Origin of the sequence: Kitasatospora sp. NPDC090091, assembly GCF_044747365.1 — a bacterium.
Taxonomy (GTDB): domain Bacteria; phylum Actinomycetota; class Actinomycetes; order Streptomycetales; family Streptomycetaceae; genus Kitasatospora.
The window spans coordinates 54462-72878 of the sequence record NZ_JBIVDY010000001.1 but is presented as its reverse complement, the minus strand read 5'-3'; the positions used below and the strand labels follow the sequence as shown (position 1 = coordinate 72878).

The 18417-nt window shown below is 72.4% G+C and carries 18 protein-coding genes; 5 read left to right on the top strand and 13 right to left on the bottom strand.

The features are described from left to right. Position 1 precedes the first annotated feature (1 nt). From ACIPSC_RS00340 to ACIPSC_RS00315, 6 genes are all read right to left on the bottom strand, one after another. Positions 2-631 carry a hypothetical protein gene (locus ACIPSC_RS00340; RefSeq protein ID WP_400821886.1) on the bottom strand — a complete coding sequence of 210 codons (630 nt, stop codon included), beginning with the start codon at positions 629-631 and terminating at the stop codon, positions 2-4. 1 nt (position 632) lies between these two features. After that, the gene (locus ACIPSC_RS00335) at positions 633-1055 is read right to left on the bottom strand and encodes a hypothetical protein (RefSeq protein WP_400821884.1); all 423 of its coding nucleotides are present in this window, start codon (positions 1053-1055) and stop codon (positions 633-635) included. A 382-nt stretch (positions 1056-1437) separates the two neighbouring features. Then, positions 1438-1632, bottom strand: a complete 195-nt coding sequence (locus ACIPSC_RS00330; protein ID WP_400821883.1) for a hypothetical protein — start codon at positions 1630-1632, stop codon at positions 1438-1440. Between the two features lie 94 nt (positions 1633-1726). Then, positions 1727-2008, bottom strand: a complete 282-nt coding sequence (locus ACIPSC_RS00325) for a hypothetical protein (RefSeq protein WP_400821881.1) — start codon at positions 2006-2008, stop codon at positions 1727-1729. A gap of 354 nt (positions 2009-2362) precedes the next feature. Continuing rightward, positions 2363-2971 (bottom strand): hypothetical protein, encoded by a 609-nt coding sequence (locus ACIPSC_RS00320; RefSeq protein ID WP_400821879.1) that lies wholly within the window; start codon positions 2969-2971, stop codon positions 2363-2365. A gap of 13 nt (positions 2972-2984) precedes the next feature. Next, positions 2985-3494 (bottom strand): hypothetical protein, encoded by a 510-nt coding sequence (locus ACIPSC_RS00315; protein ID WP_400821877.1) that lies wholly within the window; start codon positions 3492-3494, stop codon positions 2985-2987. A gap of 731 nt (positions 3495-4225) precedes the next feature. On the opposite strand from ACIPSC_RS00315, the gene ACIPSC_RS00310 reads away from it, so the two are divergent. Next, the gene (locus ACIPSC_RS00310; RefSeq protein WP_400821876.1) at positions 4226-5104 is read left to right on the top strand and encodes a hypothetical protein; all 879 of its coding nucleotides are present in this window, start codon (positions 4226-4228) and stop codon (positions 5102-5104) included. A 104-nt stretch (positions 5105-5208) separates the two neighbouring features. Here the strand turns inward: ACIPSC_RS00310 and ACIPSC_RS00305 are convergent, their stop codons facing one another. After that, positions 5209-5532, bottom strand: coding sequence for an antibiotic biosynthesis monooxygenase family protein (locus ACIPSC_RS00305; RefSeq protein WP_400821875.1), 324 nt, complete (start codon positions 5530-5532; stop codon positions 5209-5211). A 299-nt stretch (positions 5533-5831) separates the two neighbouring features. Between ACIPSC_RS00305 and ACIPSC_RS00300 the strand changes: the two genes are divergently transcribed. The 3 genes from ACIPSC_RS00300 (at position 5832) to ACIPSC_RS00290 (ending at position 8798) form a co-directional block, all read left to right on the top strand. Then, positions 5832-6887: a hypothetical protein gene (locus ACIPSC_RS00300; RefSeq protein ID WP_400821874.1), complete on the top strand. Its 1056-nt coding sequence runs from the start codon at positions 5832-5834 to the stop codon at positions 6885-6887. A 74-nt stretch (positions 6888-6961) separates the two neighbouring features. Further along, positions 6962-7462: a hypothetical protein gene (locus ACIPSC_RS00295; protein ID WP_400821873.1), complete on the top strand. Its 501-nt coding sequence runs from the start codon at positions 6962-6964 to the stop codon at positions 7460-7462. 277 nt (positions 7463-7739) lie between these two features. Next, complete coding sequence (locus ACIPSC_RS00290; protein WP_400821872.1) at positions 7740-8798, top strand: AraC family transcriptional regulator; 1059 nt, start codon at positions 7740-7742, stop codon at positions 8796-8798. Between the two features lie 166 nt (positions 8799-8964). On the opposite strand, the gene ACIPSC_RS00285 is transcribed toward ACIPSC_RS00290, so the two are convergent. From ACIPSC_RS00285 to ACIPSC_RS00260, 6 genes are all read right to left on the bottom strand, one after another. Further along, entirely contained in the window at positions 8965-9858 is an 894-nt protein-coding gene (locus ACIPSC_RS00285) for an SDR family oxidoreductase (protein WP_400821871.1), read from the bottom strand. A gap of 209 nt (positions 9859-10067) precedes the next feature. Then, positions 10068-12014, bottom strand: a complete 1947-nt coding sequence (locus ACIPSC_RS00280; protein ID WP_400821870.1) for a thiamine pyrophosphate-binding protein — start codon at positions 12012-12014, stop codon at positions 10068-10070. Positions 12015-12195: 181 nt separating this feature from the next. Further along, the gene (locus ACIPSC_RS00275) at positions 12196-13227 is read right to left on the bottom strand and encodes a 3-oxoacyl-ACP synthase III family protein (protein WP_400821869.1); all 1032 of its coding nucleotides are present in this window, start codon (positions 13225-13227) and stop codon (positions 12196-12198) included. A gap of 4 nt (positions 13228-13231) precedes the next feature. Next, positions 13232-13933, bottom strand: a complete 702-nt coding sequence (locus ACIPSC_RS00270) for a hypothetical protein (RefSeq protein ID WP_400821868.1) — start codon at positions 13931-13933, stop codon at positions 13232-13234. Next, a complete protein-coding gene (locus ACIPSC_RS00265; RefSeq protein ID WP_400821867.1) occupies positions 13930-14496 on the bottom strand; it encodes an ester cyclase in 567 nt (188 codons plus the stop codon). Before ACIPSC_RS00265 ends, ACIPSC_RS00270 begins: the two co-directional genes overlap by 4 nt. Positions 14497-14825: 329 nt before the next feature. Beyond that, positions 14826-16898: an MFS transporter gene (locus ACIPSC_RS00260; protein ID WP_400821866.1), complete on the bottom strand. Its 2073-nt coding sequence runs from the start codon at positions 16896-16898 to the stop codon at positions 14826-14828. 324 nt (positions 16899-17222) lie between these two features. Between ACIPSC_RS00260 and ACIPSC_RS00255 the strand changes: the two genes are divergently transcribed. After that, entirely contained in the window at positions 17223-18413 is a 1191-nt protein-coding gene (locus tag ACIPSC_RS00255) for a peptidoglycan-binding domain-containing protein (protein WP_400821865.1), read from the top strand. Positions 18414-18417: the final 4 nt, after the last annotated feature.

Sequence of the window (18417 nt, the reverse complement as noted above, 5' to 3'; positions counted from 1 at the left end):
GTCATCTGACCGCCGCGTTCAAGAGGCTCGCCAGTGAACGGTTCACCTGCCGAGTCGTGCTCACCGGACCGTGGCCGGGAAGGACTCGGCCTGCCGCCCCGGCAGTCCGGACGGTGCGGCAGTCGGGGGCCTTCTCCTGCTTCTTCAGTTCGTCTTCGAGTTCCCTGATCAGCGCACTCGTCTTCCGGTGCAGCTTGGAGAACCGCGCGATCAGGTAGCGCTGCCGGAGGTCGAGCGGGCCCGCACTCTCCCTCATCTCCCGGAGGATCGACTGGAACTCGGCGTCGAAGAACAGGGAGAATTCGCGGAGCCCTTCCTGGAACTTGCCCCGATGGAATTCACACGTCCGGGCATCACCGGAGTGCCGGCCCTCCATGTGGTCCTGCAACGCGAGCAGTCTCTTGACGGACTCCACCAGGAACTCGGCAAGGTGCGCCTTGGCCTGCCGCTCTGCGGTGAGGTTCTCCAGGAGTTCCTGCGCCGAGGCCGGCGAATAGCCCGGACCGCTGTGCGTGGCGGCGTCGAGGACACGCCCGATGCGAGTGTTCCGCGGCGTGGACCAGCTGTCCGCGGTGTCGAGTTCGTAGCCGGGTCCTCGCCTTGCCAGGGCATCGGAGAGCTTCGCAGCCATTTCACGCACCACCTTCAGATACCGTCGATGTGGACAGGCCCTCGGGGGAATCCGCCACGGGCTTTCGCCCACGCGACGTCCTGGTGGCCTGGCGGGGAGTCCTGGCGGGAGTGTCGCCGTCCTGCTGGCCGGCAGCCGCCACCTGCGGACCCATGCGCTGCCATTGTTCGAGGATCGCCGGGGCACCCGCCCCGGCCATCAGCGCGCCCAACGTTCCGAGTGGACCCGACGCAGCCAGACCCCACGCAACGAATGCGCCCAGGATGATACGAATCAGCTCGCCGGTGAGGTAGATGCCGAATGTCGGACCGTTCTTGACCAGCCAAGGCCACTGTCGCCTGGTCTGGAGGTGGCGATAGAGGGAGACGAGGAAGATCAGCCCACCGCCCACAGCTCCACACAGGAAGCTCTGCCAGTGCGGCATTGCGCTCCTCCACTCGGCCCACGCCGACTCAAGGGGCCGGAGGCCCCGGGACACTACCTGACTGCCAGTCAGGCCTACCCAGTGTAGTGAGGCCGGATGCCCTGCGCTGGCCGAATGAGTGATCACCGCCTCGGCCGACTCGCCCGGCAGGCAGGACACACCCTTCCTGCCATGGCCACCGGCCGTCCGCAGAGGCGCGTTCCCGCCGCCCGTCGGCCCAGCTCCAGGCCTGGTCCGCCGCCCTGGGCCACGCCCTCGACGCTCTGACCCCGCCGCGCTCTGACCTCGCAGCCCGCCGCGTAGCCCCCACGACCACCACTCCGGCGGGCGCACAGCACACCGCAGTAGCAGGGGCCGCCCTCCGGGTCAGGCCCCTGCCCGCTCAGTCCGCGCGCAGGATCCGCGAGACGTAGATCCGCGGCGGCTCCTCCGCCTCGTTCACCGCGTACTCCACCAGCCCCAGATCCCGGCGCAGCGGCGCCGAGTGCATCCCGGGACGGCCCGGCACCGGCATGCTCAGGTGGGGGAAGGCGTTCTCGCGCAGGTCGACCAGGAACGCCACGACGGCGGAGAACACGTCGGCCGGCGTGCCCGGGTCGCCCAGGAAGTCCTCGACGACAGGGAGAGGGTGATCGGGTCGTGCTCGTCGTCGGGGAAGTCGCCGTATTCGCTCACAGGGCTCCGAGACGGCGCAGGACCGCGGAGGCGGAGGTACCGGGGGCCGTGCCGTCCTGGACGGCGGCGTGGATCCGGTCGCCCTCCGGGTCGCGGTAGAGCTGGGCCCGCAGCCACCACCGCTTCAGCACACCGCCGATCGTCTCGATGTCGGCCTCGCCCATCTCCCGGTAGAACTCCATCCGCTGCGCCGGCGGCAGCGCGTTGGCGACGGCGTCCTGGGTGCGCGGGATGGACTGCTGGCCATCGTGGTGGCCGTGCAGGGGCGCTGCGCTCACCGTGTCCTCCGGGCGTCTCGTGCGGGCGGGACCGGTACCAGTGTCCCCCGTCGAAGGTTCCTGGCGGTACCCGGATCCTTCCAGCGCCCGCCGGTCGGCCTCCCTGGGGTCGGCGCGCGGCATCCGGTGCCCGTGTCGGTCGCGCCCGCTTCTTCCATCACCTACCAGCTCTGATAGCTGATCATCCCGTACACGCGGGAGATCCGAGCAGCGCACCATATGGTTCAGAGCCGCGTCGCCGGGCGTGCGGGCGGAAGGCGATGGCACGACCTCCGACCTGGCGGGGCAGATCCTGACGACTGACCCCAACGCCGCGTGTGGGTGCCCGCCAGATCCGGGCACCCACACGTGCGGTCAGGAGCTGCCGTGTCCGGGGCCCGGCCCACGGATGGCCTCGGGGAGGCCGACGGCGATCACGGCATTTGAGCCTTCTCGCCAGAGCTGCAGCGAGTCACCGGCCTTCTTCACGGGTGCCGATTCGCCGATCCCTTCTATCTTGACCGTCATTGCCTTTTCGGAGCATCCGACAGTCGCGAACTGGAAGGGATCCATCCGGGCGGATGCCGTGGTGTATTTCCCGTCGAGAATTGTCCCGGGAAATTCCTGATGGGCATCGGAGGAACCGTGACCGGTCGGCCTCGGGGACCCGACGGATGTCGGAGCTGTTGCAGTCGGCGCGGTCAGCGAGTCCGGCAGCAGCGCCACGTTGCAGGCCCCGCCTCTCACCCACAGGACCACGTCAGTACCCGAGATCTCGGCGACCCCGAGAATCTTCGCGGCCCCCTCGGTGGGCATGAGGTCGATGCTGCGCTGGATCGGCACACTGGCCGACGTTGCGGCGAGTCCGTTCAATGCCCACGGCTCGTCTCTTCCCTGGGGCTTGGTGCCGCCGCTCGTGCATGCGGTCGCGAGGCCGGCCGTGAGGAGAAGTGCCGTGCCCGCAAGCCGGCTCGATCGCCGCATGTGCTGAACTCTCCTAGTTCGCCCAGTGGTTGTAGCAGTACCCTACCGGGTGGTAGGCATCGCCGCCGCCGACGTACCGGTCGCCGACCGAGGTGTCGTAGACGTCGAAGGTGAAGTGGTCGAACAGCGGGTACGCCTCCAGGGTGCCGAACTTGCCGTCCGGGACCGCCCACTGGCCGCTCTCGGTGTTGGTGGCAGTGTCCGTGACGCTGAAGCCGACGGTGGCGGAGACCTTTCCTGCATCGACCGACACGCTCGACGACCACTGGCTGGAGATCGCCCTGCTCTGGGTGAGCGTCAGGTTCATCGGGCCCCAGCCGGTGACCATGTCCACGCGGTTCGTACCGCACGTCTGCCCCTGGTACGTCCCGTTGCGGGCCTGCAGCCACCAGTTGCCCGTGGTCGCCTCCTGCACCCCCTGCGACGCGGCAACCTGCCCCGCGCTGGGCGCGGGAAGCGTCACGGCCGGCGCCTTGCGGTCGATTGTCCAGTGCTCCGGCACCGCGCCGGCCGAAAGCTGCACCGCCGCCTCCGAGGCCGACACCGGCCCCACAGAGGCCGCCGGAGCCGCCATGGCCTGCGGAGCCGCCAACGCGAGCAGAGTTCCCATACCGACAACTGCTCCCGCCATTCGAGAAACACTCTTCCGCATTTCTTCCCCTCCTATGATCCGGCAAGTTATTCGCGTTCGGACTGTCCGAACACGCTTGATATTTGCATCGGGGATGAACCAGAGGCAAGGAAGTTCCGAACATTTGAGGTCGACTTGAGCGCGACATCACGCCAAGTCCGGAAACCGCGCCACAATTCGGGCAGTCCTGGAATTTGACAGTCCGAATTTCGAGTTCCATTTAGTGTGACGAGAAGAGAGTTCTGTTGTGTGAGGGGCATCTGTTCCCTCGAACGCATCGGGCGACAGGAAGACGTGGATACCCCGCGCCCGGTCGCTGAAGACCTGGCCGTCGGGAAGGTCCATGGCGGTCAGCTCCGAGCGACGCGTCTCAACGGCGCAGGACAGCGCGGCCCGCCCTCGAACCTCAGCGTTGGCGTCGTCGGGTCGGGGCCCTCACGCGGCACAGCGGGAAGGCGTGGGCTCCAACGGGCGGGCGGTGCGCAGCGGGATCGCTCCGGCCGGTGTGGGCGCGGGCGGCACGGCGGCCCTCGCGTTGCTTCCCGCCGTGCTCCATATCCTGCGGCGGCATCGCAGGCGTCACCGACAGCTACGCCGCGGCGCTCTGGATCGCCGATTACCTGATGATCGCAGCCGAACACGGCGCCTCCGGCGTGAACATCCACGGCGGGCTCTCGGGCCAGTACGTCAGCGGCAGCCTCGGCAACGCCTACAGCCCGCTCACCGCCGACGGGTCGCACCACCTCACCGCGACGCCGGTCTACTACGGCATGCTGATGGCCCACCAGATGGGTGTCGGCAAGATGCTCGAAGCCAAGATCGCAGGCGGCGGGGACCTCGCCGCCCACGCGGTCCGCAACGGGGACGGAACCACCCGGGTGATGCTGGAGAATCTCGGCGGCTCCCCGACCACGGTCGGCGTCCACCTGGGCTCCACCGGCACGGTGTCGTCCCTCACGATGGCCGCGCCCGCGCTGTCCGCCAAGACCGGCGTGACGATCCAGGGGGCCTCGGTCGGAAGCGACGGCACCTTCACGCCGGGGGCGCCGGATCACGTCGGCTGCACGGACGGCCTCTGCCGGGTCACCCTCAAGCCGTACAGCGCGGTGATCCTCTCGACCCGCGCCGACCCGGCCCCGGCTCCCGTCCCGACCCGGGCACCGAGCCAGACGCCGACCGCAAGCGCGAGCCCCACGCCGACCCCCGCCCCGACCCGCAAGCCTGCTCCCACGCCAAGCGGAGCCCCGACCAGTACCCCCACCGGGACCTCGACCGCGAGCCCGAGCCCCACGCCGAGCCCGGCCGCGGTCGCACCCCGGCCCACCGCCACCACCGCGACCCCCGCCCCGGCGGCGCCACACGGCGACGGCCCCGGGTCGCTGGCCTCCACCGGATCGGACGGCACCACCCTGCTGACCGCGGCCGCGGGCGCGGTACTCGTCGCGGCCGGCTGCCTCATGTTCGCCGGCAACCGACGCCGGGGCGCCCACCGCCGCACGTGACGCGCGCGGCGGCAATCGGATGATCACTCGTTCCTGAGGCCGCCGGTGATCTTCGCGGACACCCTGACCGCGGAGATCACCGGCGGACCCGCCTTCACACCACGTCAGGCCTTGGGGCCGGCCGACTGGACGACCTCGAAGGACCACAGGGTGGAGCCGGACGCAGCGGGGCGCTTGGGCGCCTCGCCTTCACCGCCACGCTGGTGAGCAGCCTGCATGGGGCCCTCCATCCAGGCCTTGAAGTCCTCCTCGCTGCGCCAGCGGGTGTAGACCAGGTACTGGTCCGTCCCCTCGACCGGGCGCAGCAGCTCGAACCACTCGAAGCCGTCCGAGTTCTCGACGGCCCCGGCCCGCGACGCGAACCGCTTCTCCAGCTCCGCCCGCTGCTCGGCCGGAACGGTCAGCACGTTGATCTTCACGACGGACACGACGCACCTCCTCATCGACCGGGGCTCGGCGAGCCCCGGTTCTGTTCGTGCGAGCAGTCTCCTACACCTGACGCCGACGTCCGTGAGACGTCTCCAATCACCGCCTTGCGACGTCTCAAAGTGCTGGTCACAGCGATGGGATGAACTCTGGTACGTCCCAGGGGATTGAACGCGGCGATCGGCCTCGATCGGGCACCTAGGCTGGGCCACCGCCCGGCGTCGAACCGGGCCCAGCCGTGCCGCGACGCATCGGGCCGCGCCGGCCGAACCCAGCCCCCAGAACCGAGGAGCGATCCGCCATGCCCTTGAGCCGGAGCGGAAGGACTGCCCGCGGCCGAACGTCCGGCCGCGCGCCGGGCGCCGTCGGCCCGGGCACCGGGATGCTCGCGACGCTCGCCGCACTCGCCGCCGTCACCGCGCTGAGCGGGTGCGCCGGCGGCCCGCCCGCGGCGGCGCCGATCGTCGTACCGCCGACCACGCCGGTGGCGACGCCGTCGGCCGGCACCGGTGTGGACGAGCTCCATCTTCCCATTGAAGAGTACATGCTGACGCCGGTTCAGTCCGTGCAGTTCGAATGGGTCCGCAAGGCCGCCACCGGCGCCTGCATGAAGCGGTACGGGCTGGACTACCCGGTGCCGGCCAAGCCCGGGGCGGACAGCACGGCCGCCCGCACCTACACCCCGATGAACCGCCGCTACGGCATCACCGAGCCGGACACCGCCGCCCGCTGGGGCTACCACATGCCCCAGACGGCCGCCGGGCCCTCCGCGGGCGAGCCACCGGTGTCGCTGGCCGCGCTGCCCGCCGCCACGCGGACCGTCCTGCTCGGCGTCGACCAGGCGCACGGCACCCGGGCGACCTCGTACCAGGGCAAGCCGCTGCCCGAGGGCGGCTGCTTCGCGGAGCTCGACCGGATCATGCCCGGCGCGGCCGGCGGCCCGCAGGGGCCCGGCAACGGCCCGCAGGGCACGGTGACCGAGATCAAGTCCGGGAGCTTCACCGAGTCGAAGTCCGCCCCGGAGGTGACCGCCGCGATCGCCGCCTGGACCGGCTGCATGAAGGAGCACGGCTTCGACCTGCCGGATCCGCTGCAGGCGCCCACCGCCGTGCCGTCGATGAAGGACCCGGCGCCGAGCGGGGCGGAGATCGCCCAGGCCGTGGCGGACGTCGACTGCAAGCGCCGCACCAACCTGACCGGCATCTGGTTCGCCACCGAGTCGACGCTGCAGAACGTCGCGATCGGCCGGCGCGCGAAGGACCTGGCGCCCGTCAAGGCGGCGCTCGACTCCGAGGTCCGCTCACTCGGGCGGCTGCTCGACCACGACTGGTCCTCCCCCGCGCCGCCCGCCCTCTGACCACCTTTCCCGGTCCGCGGACCGATTCCGCGGACCGTCCGACACACCACACCCAGTGAAGGAGCCATCGACCGATGAAGCTCAAGTCCGCAGGCCGCCGTCTGGCCACCGGCGCGGCCGCCCTCGCCGTCGCCGGCACCACCATGCTCACCGGCGCGGGCCAGGCCAACGCCGCCGTCACCACGATCAACGGATGGAGCACCTGGTCCTCGCCGGTCCGCTGCCAGGACAGCAACGGCGCCACCGTCACCTTCTGCATCTACTACTCGCCGAGCGCCGAAGGCGCGATGGCGATGGAGTACAGCCTCCAGGACGGCCAGATCGACGAGACCTTCTGGAAGAAGGACCAGTACGGCTCGGCCGGCTACGGCCAGAAGGTGCGCAACAACGCCGCCTCCGTCGAGAACGCCAGCAGCTCCACCATCGGCGTCTGGGTCTACCCGTGGTTCTACGGTGACGCCAACTACGTCCCGGCCGGCCGCGGCGGCAACCTGACCTCGAACCTGCGCAACAACGAGGCCTCCTGGGGCATGCTCGACTACCTGGACCGGGGCGGCCAGGTCCGCCTCGACTGACGCGGCCGGAGCGGGCGCGCCGACCGCCGCTCACGGCCGCCCGCACCACCCGCGCATGACGACGCCCGCACCACGGCACCCCGCCGTGGTGCGGGCGTCGTCGTGGCCGGGGGCGTCGTCGTGGCCGGGGGCGCCGCGCAGGACGCGGCAATCGACCTGAGAGGAGAATGATTTGACGATATGTCACCTCGCCACGGCCGCCGCCCGCGAGGTTTAAAGCTTCCGCAATGAGAAGCAACCCCCGTCCGCAGTAGCCTGTGCCGGGGGGACTGGACTCATGGACGACGTACTCGGCGAACTGCTCGGCTCGCTCCGTCTGGAGGGGGCGTTCCACACCCACTGGCGCGTCCGGGCGCCCTGGGGGATCCGTGGCCCGGCCGAGAGCTGTGCGGTGCTGCACTACATCGTCGAGGGCTCGTGCTGGGCGACCCTCGCCGACGAGGTCGAACTGCCCGGCGCCGCACTCCATCTGCGCAGCTCGGTGCTGCGCGAGGGCGATCTGGCGATCTTCCCGTGGGGGGCGCCGCACGCACTGAGCGACCAGCCCGGACGGGAGTTCGTGCCACTGCCGACCGTCCTGGCCGAGCGCGCCATGGCAGCCACGGCGGCCTCGACCTCCCCGGCGCCACCCGGGGCGTCCGAGGGGTTCGGGGTGGTGCGGCTGCCCGGGCCCGGGCCGGAGACCCGGATGCTCTGCGGCGGCCTCTCCTACAACTCCGTCGGCGAGTCCGCGCTGTACCGGGCGCTGCCGCCGATGATCGTGCTGGACCGCAGCCTCGTCCGGCGGCAGCCGCTGCTGCACCACACGCTGGACGCGCTGTCCGCGGAGCCCGACGGGGACCCCGGCGAGCGCCGGTTGATCAGCGTGCGCGGATTCGAGACCGCCCTGGTGCTGGCCCTCGGGCTGGCGCTGCGCGGCGAGGCGGCGAAGCGCCTGGCCGACGACTATCCGGCGATGCGGGCGCTGAACCACCCCGGCATCAGCCGCGCGCTGCTCGCCGTGTACGGCCGGTTCGGGGAGCCGTGGACGGTCGAACGGCTGGCCCGCGAGGCGCGGATGTCCCGGACGGCGTTCACCGCGGCCTTCCGCGAGCTGGTCGGCGAGAGCCCCGGCCGGCATCTGACCGCGCGCCGGATGCGGGAGGCGGCCCGGCTGCTCACGGAGACCGACCGGGCCCTGTCCGTCATTCCCGAGGCGGTCGGCTACCGCAGCAGCGTCGGCTTCCACCTCGCCTTCCGCAAGTGGTTCGGGATGCCGCCGGGCGAGTACCGGGACACTCGCCCCGCTCACCGCGGCCCCGGCCTCCACGGCCCGGCGGTCCGCGCGGTGTCCTGAGCCGAAGACCGCACACTGTCCCGGCTCCCGCCCGGGCCCCGGCCTTGTGCAGGTCCGGTGCAGGACTCATGCCCAGCCGGCGGAGGGCCCTCGGGGAGGGACGGCCGCGGGCCCCGAGCAGCCGAGTGCTCGGGGCCCGCAGCCCTTCACGACACCGCCACGCGCCTCAGCGCGCCGCCCAGACCTGCCAGTCGCGGGCGGCGATCCAGTCGGCCACCGGGGTCAGCCGGATGCCCAGCGCCGACTCCACCGCCGCCGGGTCGGACTCCAGCAGCCCGGCCCCCTCCTCGGTGGCGACCCAGCGGTAGGTGCCGGCGATCCCGGCCGCGGTCTCCGGGCCGAAGGCCTGGGCCAGCCCGGCCTCGAACTGCTCGGGCGGCAGCGGGATGTAGCGGACCTCACGGCCCAGGCCCGCGGTGAACCGCTCGGCCAGCTCGGGGCCGGTCAGCAGCTCGGCGCCGCCCAGGTCGACCGTCTCCCCCGCGAGGTCGGCGGTGGTCAGGGCGGCCACCGTGGCCTTGGCGAGGTCCTCGTGGGAGAGCCAGGCGATCCGCACCGACGGCGGCACCGGGAAGGCCAGCACGCCGCCGTTGACCAGCGCGGGCCCGGAGATGGGGCTGTAGAGGTTGTCCAGGTAGATCGGCGGACGCAGCGCGGTCGTCGGCACGCCCGACTCCAGCAGGATCTGCTCGGCCTCCCGCCGGGTCTCGAAGCCGGTGAACCCGGTGCGCTGCGCGGGGACGCGGGTGTTGCCGTTCACGACGAGCCGCTCGACGCCCTCCTCGCGGGCCGCACGGGCGACGTTCCGCGCGAAGCGCACCACCGTGTCGCGGTCGTAGACCTGGGGGATCACGACGGACGCGTGGGTGACGCCCGCGAAGGCCTTCCGCACGGAGTCCGCGTCCCCGAGGTCGCCGGTGACGACGTCCACACCGGGGACGGCCTTGTCCGCGGTCGGGGCGCTCCGGGCGAAGCCGCGCACCGGCCGGCCCTGTTCGGCGAGCAGCCGGGCCACGGCACCGCCCTGGAACCCCGTCGCACCGATGACGAGAACAGTCATTCCTCGTTCCTTCCCTTCACAGTTTCACGGCAGAGTGAGCCGACCGCCCGCGGGATCGCGTCGGGTCGACACCGGTTCAGTTCGGTTCAGTTCGGTTCACATCGGCTCCGGTCCTCGGGCCGATCAGGCGAGCACGTCGGCGATCGCCGCCAGGAAGGCGTCGTTCTCCTCCGCGGTCCCGACGCCGGCACCCCCACCGGAGCCTCCGCTCACGCCGACACCCCCGCCCGGCCCGGCGCCGCCGAACGCGGTGCCGGCACCGTGACCGCCGCCGGGGCCGCCGGCGCCGCCTCGTCGACGTAGTAGGTCGGCTCGTCGAGCGGCAGGAACGGCGTGAACGGGGGCACCTCCTCCCGGGTGAGCCGCAGCTCCAGCAGCCCCGGCAGGCCGGTCCCGTCGGCGGCCGCGGCGCTCCGGGCCGCGTACTCGGCCAGGGCCCGGTCCAGCTCCTCCCGGCTGTCGGCGCTCGCCACCCAGAGGCGGTCCGGGCCGCCGAGGCCGCGCGCCACCGTGGCGATGTCCACCGGCGCGTAGCGCACCGACTCGATCCGGGAGTCGAAGTAGGTCTGCTGCCTGGTCACGCACATCCCGTGCATGGCGTTGTTGAAGACCACGTACAGGACGGGCAGCCGCAGGTCGACCGCGGTGTGCACCTCCAGGCCGTTCATCAGGAACGCGCCGTCGCCGAGGATCACCACGGTGCGGGCGCCGGCGGCGGAGCCCAGCTGGGCGCCGACGGCCGCACCGAGGCTGTAGCCCATGCCGCCCGCGCCGAGCGCGATGGTCGAGCTGGCCCCGTCGGGGACGTCGCTGAGGTGGATCGCGGCGGACGCGCAGTTGCCCGCGTCCAGCACCAGGTGCCCCTCGGCCGGGAGCCAGGCGGTCAGCGCGGCGATCGCCTCGCTCTGCAGCAGGCCGCCGCCGGCCGGCGCCGGGTCGAGCCCGGGGGCCAGCCGCGGCCGGAACCTCGTCCGCCGGTAGCCCGCCAACTCCTCGGCCTGGAACGGCTCTTTGCGCAGCAGCTCAAGGAGCCGCCGGGCCGCCGCACCGGCGTCCGCCCGCACCACCAGCCCGGGTGAGGCCGCGCGGGACGCCTCCCCGGGGTCGATGTTGACCACCGCGAGGCGCTCTCCGCGCAGATCGCCGAGCGGGCCCCGGGTCATCGCGTTCAGGCCCGCGCCGATCGCCACGACGAGGTCGGAGTCCCGCACCGCGGCGTGCGCGGAGGGGTGGCCCACCACACCGGCCACACCGAGGAACAGCGGGTCGGAGTTGGAGAACTCGGCGCGCGCCGACATCGTGGTGGCGACCGGGATGCGCGCCTCCCGGACGAACTCCGCCACCGCGTCACGGTCCGCGCTGCGGCGCACGCCGTGGCCCAGCAGCACGACCGGCCGCTGTGCCTCCCGCAGCGCGTCGAACAGGGCCCGCACCTCGTCCTCGTCCGCCTCGGGCCGCTCGACCAACTCCTCGGGCGCGGACGGCCAGTCGGCCGGGCGCTCGGGCACCGGCAGCTCGAAGACGTCCCGGGGCACCAGCAGGGCCACCGGGCCGGGGCGCCCGGACAGGGCGGTGCGGGCCGCCTCCGCCAGCTCGTCCCAGAGCCGCTCCGGGTCGGTCAGCGTCACGGTGCGCTTGGTGACGGCCGACAGCAGCAGCGCGGAGTCCACCGTCCGCCCGATGCCGGAGCCGTCCTGGAACGCGCCCTTGCCCGCCAGCGCCTGCGGTGGCTGTCCGACCAGCGCGAGCACCGGGACGGACTCCGCGTAGGACTCGGCCAGTCCGACCGCCAGGTTGACCAGCGCGCCGCCGGAGGTCGAGCAGCAGACCCCGAGCGTGCGGTGCACCCGGGCGTGCCCGTCGGCCATGAACGCGGCGCCGTCCTCGCGGCGGGCCAGGACCGAGGCCAGCCGGCCGCGGCCGAGGCGGTGGATCGCGTCGTGCAGATGCTCGATGTTGGCGCCGCTGACGCCGAAGACGTACCGCACGCCCCAGTCGCGCAGCGACGTGACCAGCGCGTCGGCGACCGTCGCCGCGGTCGACCCGGCCGGGTCCGGCGCCGTGGCGGCCCCGGTCGTCGTCCCGGCTGTCGTCGGCCCCGCCGCCGTCGTCGGCCCCGTTGTCGTCGGCCCCGTTGTCGTCGTTGCCCCTGCCATCTCTCCCCCTGCCTTCTCTCCCCGTTGGTCCCCCGTCGGGCCGGTCCGGCCGGCCTCCCCGTCGTTTCCCGTGCATGCCGGAACAGCCGGCCGTCCCCGTGTCCCCACCGGTCCGGCCGGCCGTCCCGCCCCGCTCCGCGCCGCCCCGGGGGTCACACCCCCGGCCGGGCGGCGCCCTCCGTCACCGGCCCGCGTGCCAGCGGACGGTCATGGCGCTCACCAGGTCCCCGCCGTTGGCGAAGGTCCCGAAGGCGAGGATGTCGCCGTCCTTGACCAGGCCGCGGTCCAGTGCGTCCGCGACCGTCACCGGGATGGAGCCGGCGAAGAGGTTGCCGTACTTCGCCAGCGTGTCGTGCGTCCGCGCCTCCTCGATCCCGCACCGCTTGCGCCACTCGGCGAGGAAGTCCTCGTTGGGCTGGTGCGTGATCAGGTAGTCGACGTCGTCGCTGGTCAGCCCGGCCTCGGCGAGGCTGGCGGCGACCGCCTCCGGCACCAGGGACATGGAGTTCTCCCGGATGGCCGCCAGCCGCTCCTTGGTGAAGTTCACCGTGATCGGCCCGCAGCCGCGCTCCCAGTAGTTGCGGAACACGCCGTCGACCAGCTCCGGTTCGAAGCGCAGCAGCCCGTAGTTCTCGCCGTGCGAGCGCTCGTAGGCGGAGAGGATGCTCGGACGGCCGGGCGCCACCAGGGTGGCGGTGGCGCCGTCGCCGAGCACCCGGGAGCGCTTGGAGCTCTGGAACTCCGGCAGCCGGGAGACGAAGTTGGTCACCGTCAGGACGATGACGTTCCGGTGGATGCCGGACTCCACGAACGCCTTGGCGGTGCGCAGCCCGGACAGCCAGGAGCAGCAGCTGGTGTCGAGCTGGAGCACGGTGGCGCGGGTGGCCCCGATCGCCGACTGCACCGCCGAGCCGATCCCGGGCCAGAAGGTGTCGTTGAAGATGCAGTTGTAGATGATGAGGTCGACCTCGTCGGCGGCCAGCCCCGTGCGGTCGAGGAGCTTGGCGCAGGCCGCCGCCCCCAGCTCCGCCGAGGTCTGGTCGGGCGAGGCGAACCTGCGCTCCGCGACGCCGCGGAAGAACTCGTGGTCGCCGAGGTCGTCGTCGGCCCCCGGGCCGCCGGCGTTGGAGACCACGCGCTCGGGCAGGAAGTTCACCACGTCGATCAGCTGTGCCTGAGGGCCGGTGGTGCCGCCCTTCGGTTCCGTCGTCATGGTGTCAGCCGCCGGCCCGGCCGTTGCCGAAGCGGTGCTCCAGGATCCGCTTGAGGTTGGCCGTCTCGATGCGGTGGATGGCGTCGAAGTTCGGCCAGATGTCGCCGACCCAGTAGCGGTCGGTGCGGGCCCGGCCCTCGGCGATGTAGTCCGGGACGTCGGTGACGGACCGGTCGTAGTACGGGTGCTTGCAGTTGGTCCAGAGCACCACGGTGCCGGGGCGGCCGAGCGTCTTGTTCGCGTCGATGAACGTGAAGTAGTAGCGCATCCAGAGCTCCTTGCCCTGGTCCCAGGCACAGGGGTAGAACACCAGCCCGTGCTCGGGGCCCTTCATCACGTCGGCGCGGATGAAGATCTCGGTGTTCGGCTGGATGGCCTCGGTGCCCCGGTAGAGGCCGCCGCCGACATGGCGCAGGTCCCGGACGCTGAACGTCCACTCCTCCATCGAGTGGACGTTGGCCGCGTAGTCGAACACGACGTCGTAGGGGACGTCGATGTACTCACCGAGCGAGCAGTACTGGCCGAAGACCTCCTCGTGCGAGTAGGTCTCCTTCGTGCCCTCCACCATGAGGCGGTAGCACTCCTCCTGGCTGACCGTCTCGCTGCGGACCAGGCCGGGTATCTTCACCAGGTCCGTGCTGTCCAGCAGGTAGTTCTTCAGATCGCCCGAGTCGTCCGCCCGGCGAGGGGTGATGTCCGCGGTCACTTTCCGACCTCCTTGAGGAATCCGTCGATGTCTTCCCAGTGCTCCGTGGTGGAGATCAGGCCGTTCCTGACGGTCTGGGTCTCCTCGCCGCGGAAGCAGACGTACTTGTACGTCGCCGGGACGCCGGCGAACTCCGCCGAGTGCGTACCGCAGTGCTGCAGCGACACGTGGATCCGGTTGCCGCTGCGGGTGATGCCGGTGACGGCCTCCACGAGGTCCGGGAAGACCGCCCGGATCTCGCGGACGAGCTGCTGGGCCCCGGCCACGCCGGTGCCCAGGCCCGGGTGGGTCGGGACGTCGACCCAGTCCGGGCCGACCGCCCGCGCCATCAGGCCGGTGTTCCCCGTGCTCAGGGCCCCGTAGAAGTGGGCCACGGCGCTCAGGCCGTCGCCCGCCCGGGCCTCGGTCCCGGCCTCGGCGGCGGGCACCGCCGCCTCGACCACCGGCACCGCGTCAGCGGCGGCGGCAGGCTTCGCCTCCGCCACCGAACCGCCCGTGAGCACCGCCGCCGCGGCAACCGCCGCGACCGGTCCGCGCACGGTCCACGATGATGTGCAGGTCATAGCGAACCTCCCCCAAAGGTTCGACGAACAACTGGTCACCAATCCTTGTGGACCCCCGTGGTGCCGTCGATGAGAATCCGGCCGGGATGGCTTAGCAATCGTCCTGAGCCCGCGTCGTGAACCGGTCGGCGTCGCCGACGCTTTGTCATGCACTCTCTCCCCCGATGGGCGCCGGGCCATGCTTATGACTTGCGCCACACCGATCGGCTCCTGCCCCAGCCACCCCGGGCGGCGCCAGGACACCGATGGCCTCAACAGCCCCGGCGGACCCGGGCGTCACACCCCGGCCTGCGGTGCGGCCACGCCCCGCCCCCGCCTCCCCCGCGGCGTCAGAACGACCGGCCCTCGCCCCGGTACGGGGGCTCCGGGCCGACCGGGTCGGGCCTGTCCCGGCGGTCGGCGCAGAGCGTCGCGGAGAGCTTGGTCAGCAGCGCGGCGAGGTCGTCGAACTGCTTCTCGTCCCAGTCGCCGAGGAGCTCCGCGAGCTGCTCCCGGCGGGCCGCGACCAGCCGGAGCGCGACCGCCTCGCCCGGCTCGGTCAGGCGCAGCGGCAGTCCGCCGGTGCGGGCGGCGAGGCCGCGCCCCTCCACCTCGCGGACGGCCTCGTCGATCACCGCGAACGGGACGATCCGGCGCTCGGCCAGCTCCGCCGGCTCGGCCGAGCCGTGGTGGTGCATCTGCAGCAGCAGCCAGCTGGAGGCCGGCTTGAGGTCGAGCCCGGCCGTGGCGGTGATCCGGCGGAAGAGGTCCCGCCGGGCCTCACGGCTGTTCAGCACCGACAGCGCGCGGGCGATCTCGTCCAGCGAGGAGCGTTCCACCGGGTTGACGCCGATCGACTCGCTCAGGTCCGGGGCGGTCACCGTCTCGCGGAGCTTCTGTTCGCGCAGGAAGAGCGAGAGCACGAAGGCGAGGGCGGCGATCGGCACCGCGTAGAGGAAGACGCGGGTGATCGACTCGGCGTAGGCGTGCAGGATCGCGGTCTGCGTGGCCTCCGGGAGAGCGTCGATCACGCGTGGGTCGGCGGTGATCGCCCCGGGGTCGAAGCCGGGTGGCAGCGGCACGCCGGCCAGGGCGTCCCGGAGCCGGTCGGTCAGGCCGCTCGCGAAGACCGCCCCGAAGACGGAGACGCCGAAGGACGCCCCGATCGAGCGGAAGAAGGTGGCGCCGGCGGTGGCCACGCCCAGGTCCTGGTAGCCGACGGAGTTCTGCACGATCAGCACCAGCACCTGCATCACCAGCCCCAGGCCGAGGCCGAAGACCAGGAAGTAGCAGCTCATCTCGAAGGTGCTGGTGTTCTCGTCGAGCCGGGAGAGCAGGACCAGGCCGACGGTGGTGACGGCCGTTCCGGCGATCGGGAAGGCCCGGTAGTGGCCGGTCCGGGCGACGACCTGGCCGGAGCCGATCGAGGTGGCCAGCATCCCGAGCACCATCGGCAGCATGTGGATGCCGGACAGGGTCGGCGAGACGCCCATGACCACCTGGAGGAAGGTCGGCAGGTAGGTCAGGGCGCCGAACATGGCGAACCCGACCACGAAGGAGATGACGGCGACCAGGCTGAACGTCCGCGAACGGAACAGCCGCAGCGGCAGCACCGGTTCGGCCGCGGTCCGCTCGACGAGCACGAACGCGACCAGCAGCAGCGCGCCCAGCACGCCCAGGCCGATGATCCGCCAGGAGCTCCAGGCCCAGGTCGTCCCGCCGAGCGAGGTCATCAGCACCAGGCAGGTGGCCACCGCGGCGATCAGCACGGTGCCGAGGTAGTCGATCCGGTGGCGGCGCTTCACCTCGACGCCGTGCAGCACGGCGGCGATCACCACCAGGGCGACCACGCCGATCGGCAGGTTGATGTAGAAGACCCAGCGCCAGCTGAGGTTGTCCACGAACACGCCGCCGAGCAGCGGCCCGAGCACGCTGGTGACGCCGAAGACCGCGCCGAACAGGCCCTGGTACTTGCCGCGGTCCCGGGGCGGGACGAGGTCGCCGACGATGGCCTGGGTGAGCACGATCAGCCCGCCGCCGCCGAGGCCCTGGAGCGCACGGAAGGCGATCAGCTCGCCCATGTTCTGGGCGATGCCGCAGAGCGCCGAGCCCACCAGGAAGATGACGATCGCGGCCTGGAAGAAGCGCTTCCGGCCGTACATGTCGCCGAGCTTCCCCCAGAGCGGGGTGGCCGCGGTCGAGGCGAGCAGGTAGGCGGTGACCACCCAGGAGAGGTGTTCCAGGCCGCCGAGGTCGCTGACGATGGTGGGCAGCGCGGTGGAGACGATGGTCTGGTCGAGCGCGGCCAGCAGCATCGCCAGCAGCAGGGCGCCGATGGGCACCCAGAGGTTGTGGACGGTGACCTGCGGCGGACCCGGCTCGCCCGCCGGGCTCCGGTCGGACTCGGCGATCGGATCCGTCATGGGGTCTCCGTAGGGGGCGCGGGCCCCGGTCGGGCCGGGGTCGGTGCGAACGATCACTCCCGACTCACCATGCTGTCAGAAATGCCCTGGTTTGCGCCGTTCAGTTGAGCCGAACGTCATTCCGGCCGCCGTCCGGGGGACGCCCCCGGAGCACCGACCGTTCATCAGGCAACAAACACCACCAACCGGCACAACACCCCCGGACCGGGCCGGACGCCCCTGTCCACCCCTGGAGACGTCCTGCATAATCAGGCGCGTTCGCCCCCGGGAACCACGCGTCCGAGCAGACACGGGGCCAGATCCGAGACCGAGGAGGGCCGGCCGATGCCGGACCAGCACTGCCCGACGTGCGGCGCCGCACGCTCCGCCGGGTGCAGGTGCCTCCCGGACCCGGCGCTCACCGAGACGGCCGTGCTGCCGCACCTGGAGGGCCCGCCGCTGGTGCGCCCGTACGTGCCGCTGGCCGCCGGTCAGGTGGCAGGCGCCCCGGCGCCCGGCGCCACGGCGGATCCGTTCGCCACCACCCTGCTGCCGCCGACCGCCCCGCCGGCCGGTCCGGACGCGGACGCCTACGCGACCACCGTGCTGCCCCCGGTGATGTCGGTGCCTCAGCAGGCCCCGCCCGCCCAGCCGCCGCCGTACGGTCAGCAGGCGCCGTACGGTCAGCAGCCGTACGACCCGCAGCACGGCTACGACGAGCAGCACGCGCAGTACCCGCACGACCCGCAGCACCCCTACGGCGGCGCGGAGGAGCCGGCGGCGGAGGGCCGCGAGGAGATCGGCCTGTTCGCCTTCGCCGGCACGGCCACCGACGCCCACGACGGCTCGGCCCGCACCGGCGGCCGGGCCGCCCGGCGCGCCCAGGAGCAGGCCGCGGGCAGCCCGCTGACCCGGCGCCGGGGTTTGGTGGTCGCGGCCGGCGCCGGCCTGCTGGCGCTCACCGTCGGCCTCGCCTACGCGGTGACGCCCTCCGGCGAGCCCGAGCGGCAGGCACAGCCCCTGCCGTCCCGCACCCTGGCCCCGGCGCCGGTCGACCCGACCACGCCCGCGCCGCCCCCGAGCCCGAGCGCCCCGCCGTCCAGCACCGAGGCGCCCAGCCCGACCCCGAGCAGAACGGCGAAGCCGAGCCGGACCACGGCCCCGACCCCGACAGCCGCCCCCACCACGGTCGCGGCCCCCCCGGCAGCGGCCCCGACCACCCCGCCGGCTCCCACCCCGACGCCGACCCCCACGCCGACCGCCACCACCCCGACGCCGACCCCGACGCCCACCGCCCGGGTCCTGGAGCGCGGGATGAGCGGACCGGACGTCAAGGACATGCAGCTGCGGCTCTCCGCCGCCTCCTGCGGATTCGTCGACAAATCGATCGCGACCGGCACCTTCGACTGGTGGACCCAGAGCGTGCTGGCCGACTTCCAGCGCAGCTACAAGATCAAGGGTGAGGTCAGCGCCGGCGCCCCGGTCTACGGCCCCAAGACCCGGGCCGCCCTGGAGAGCGACCCGGGCGACTGCTGAGCGG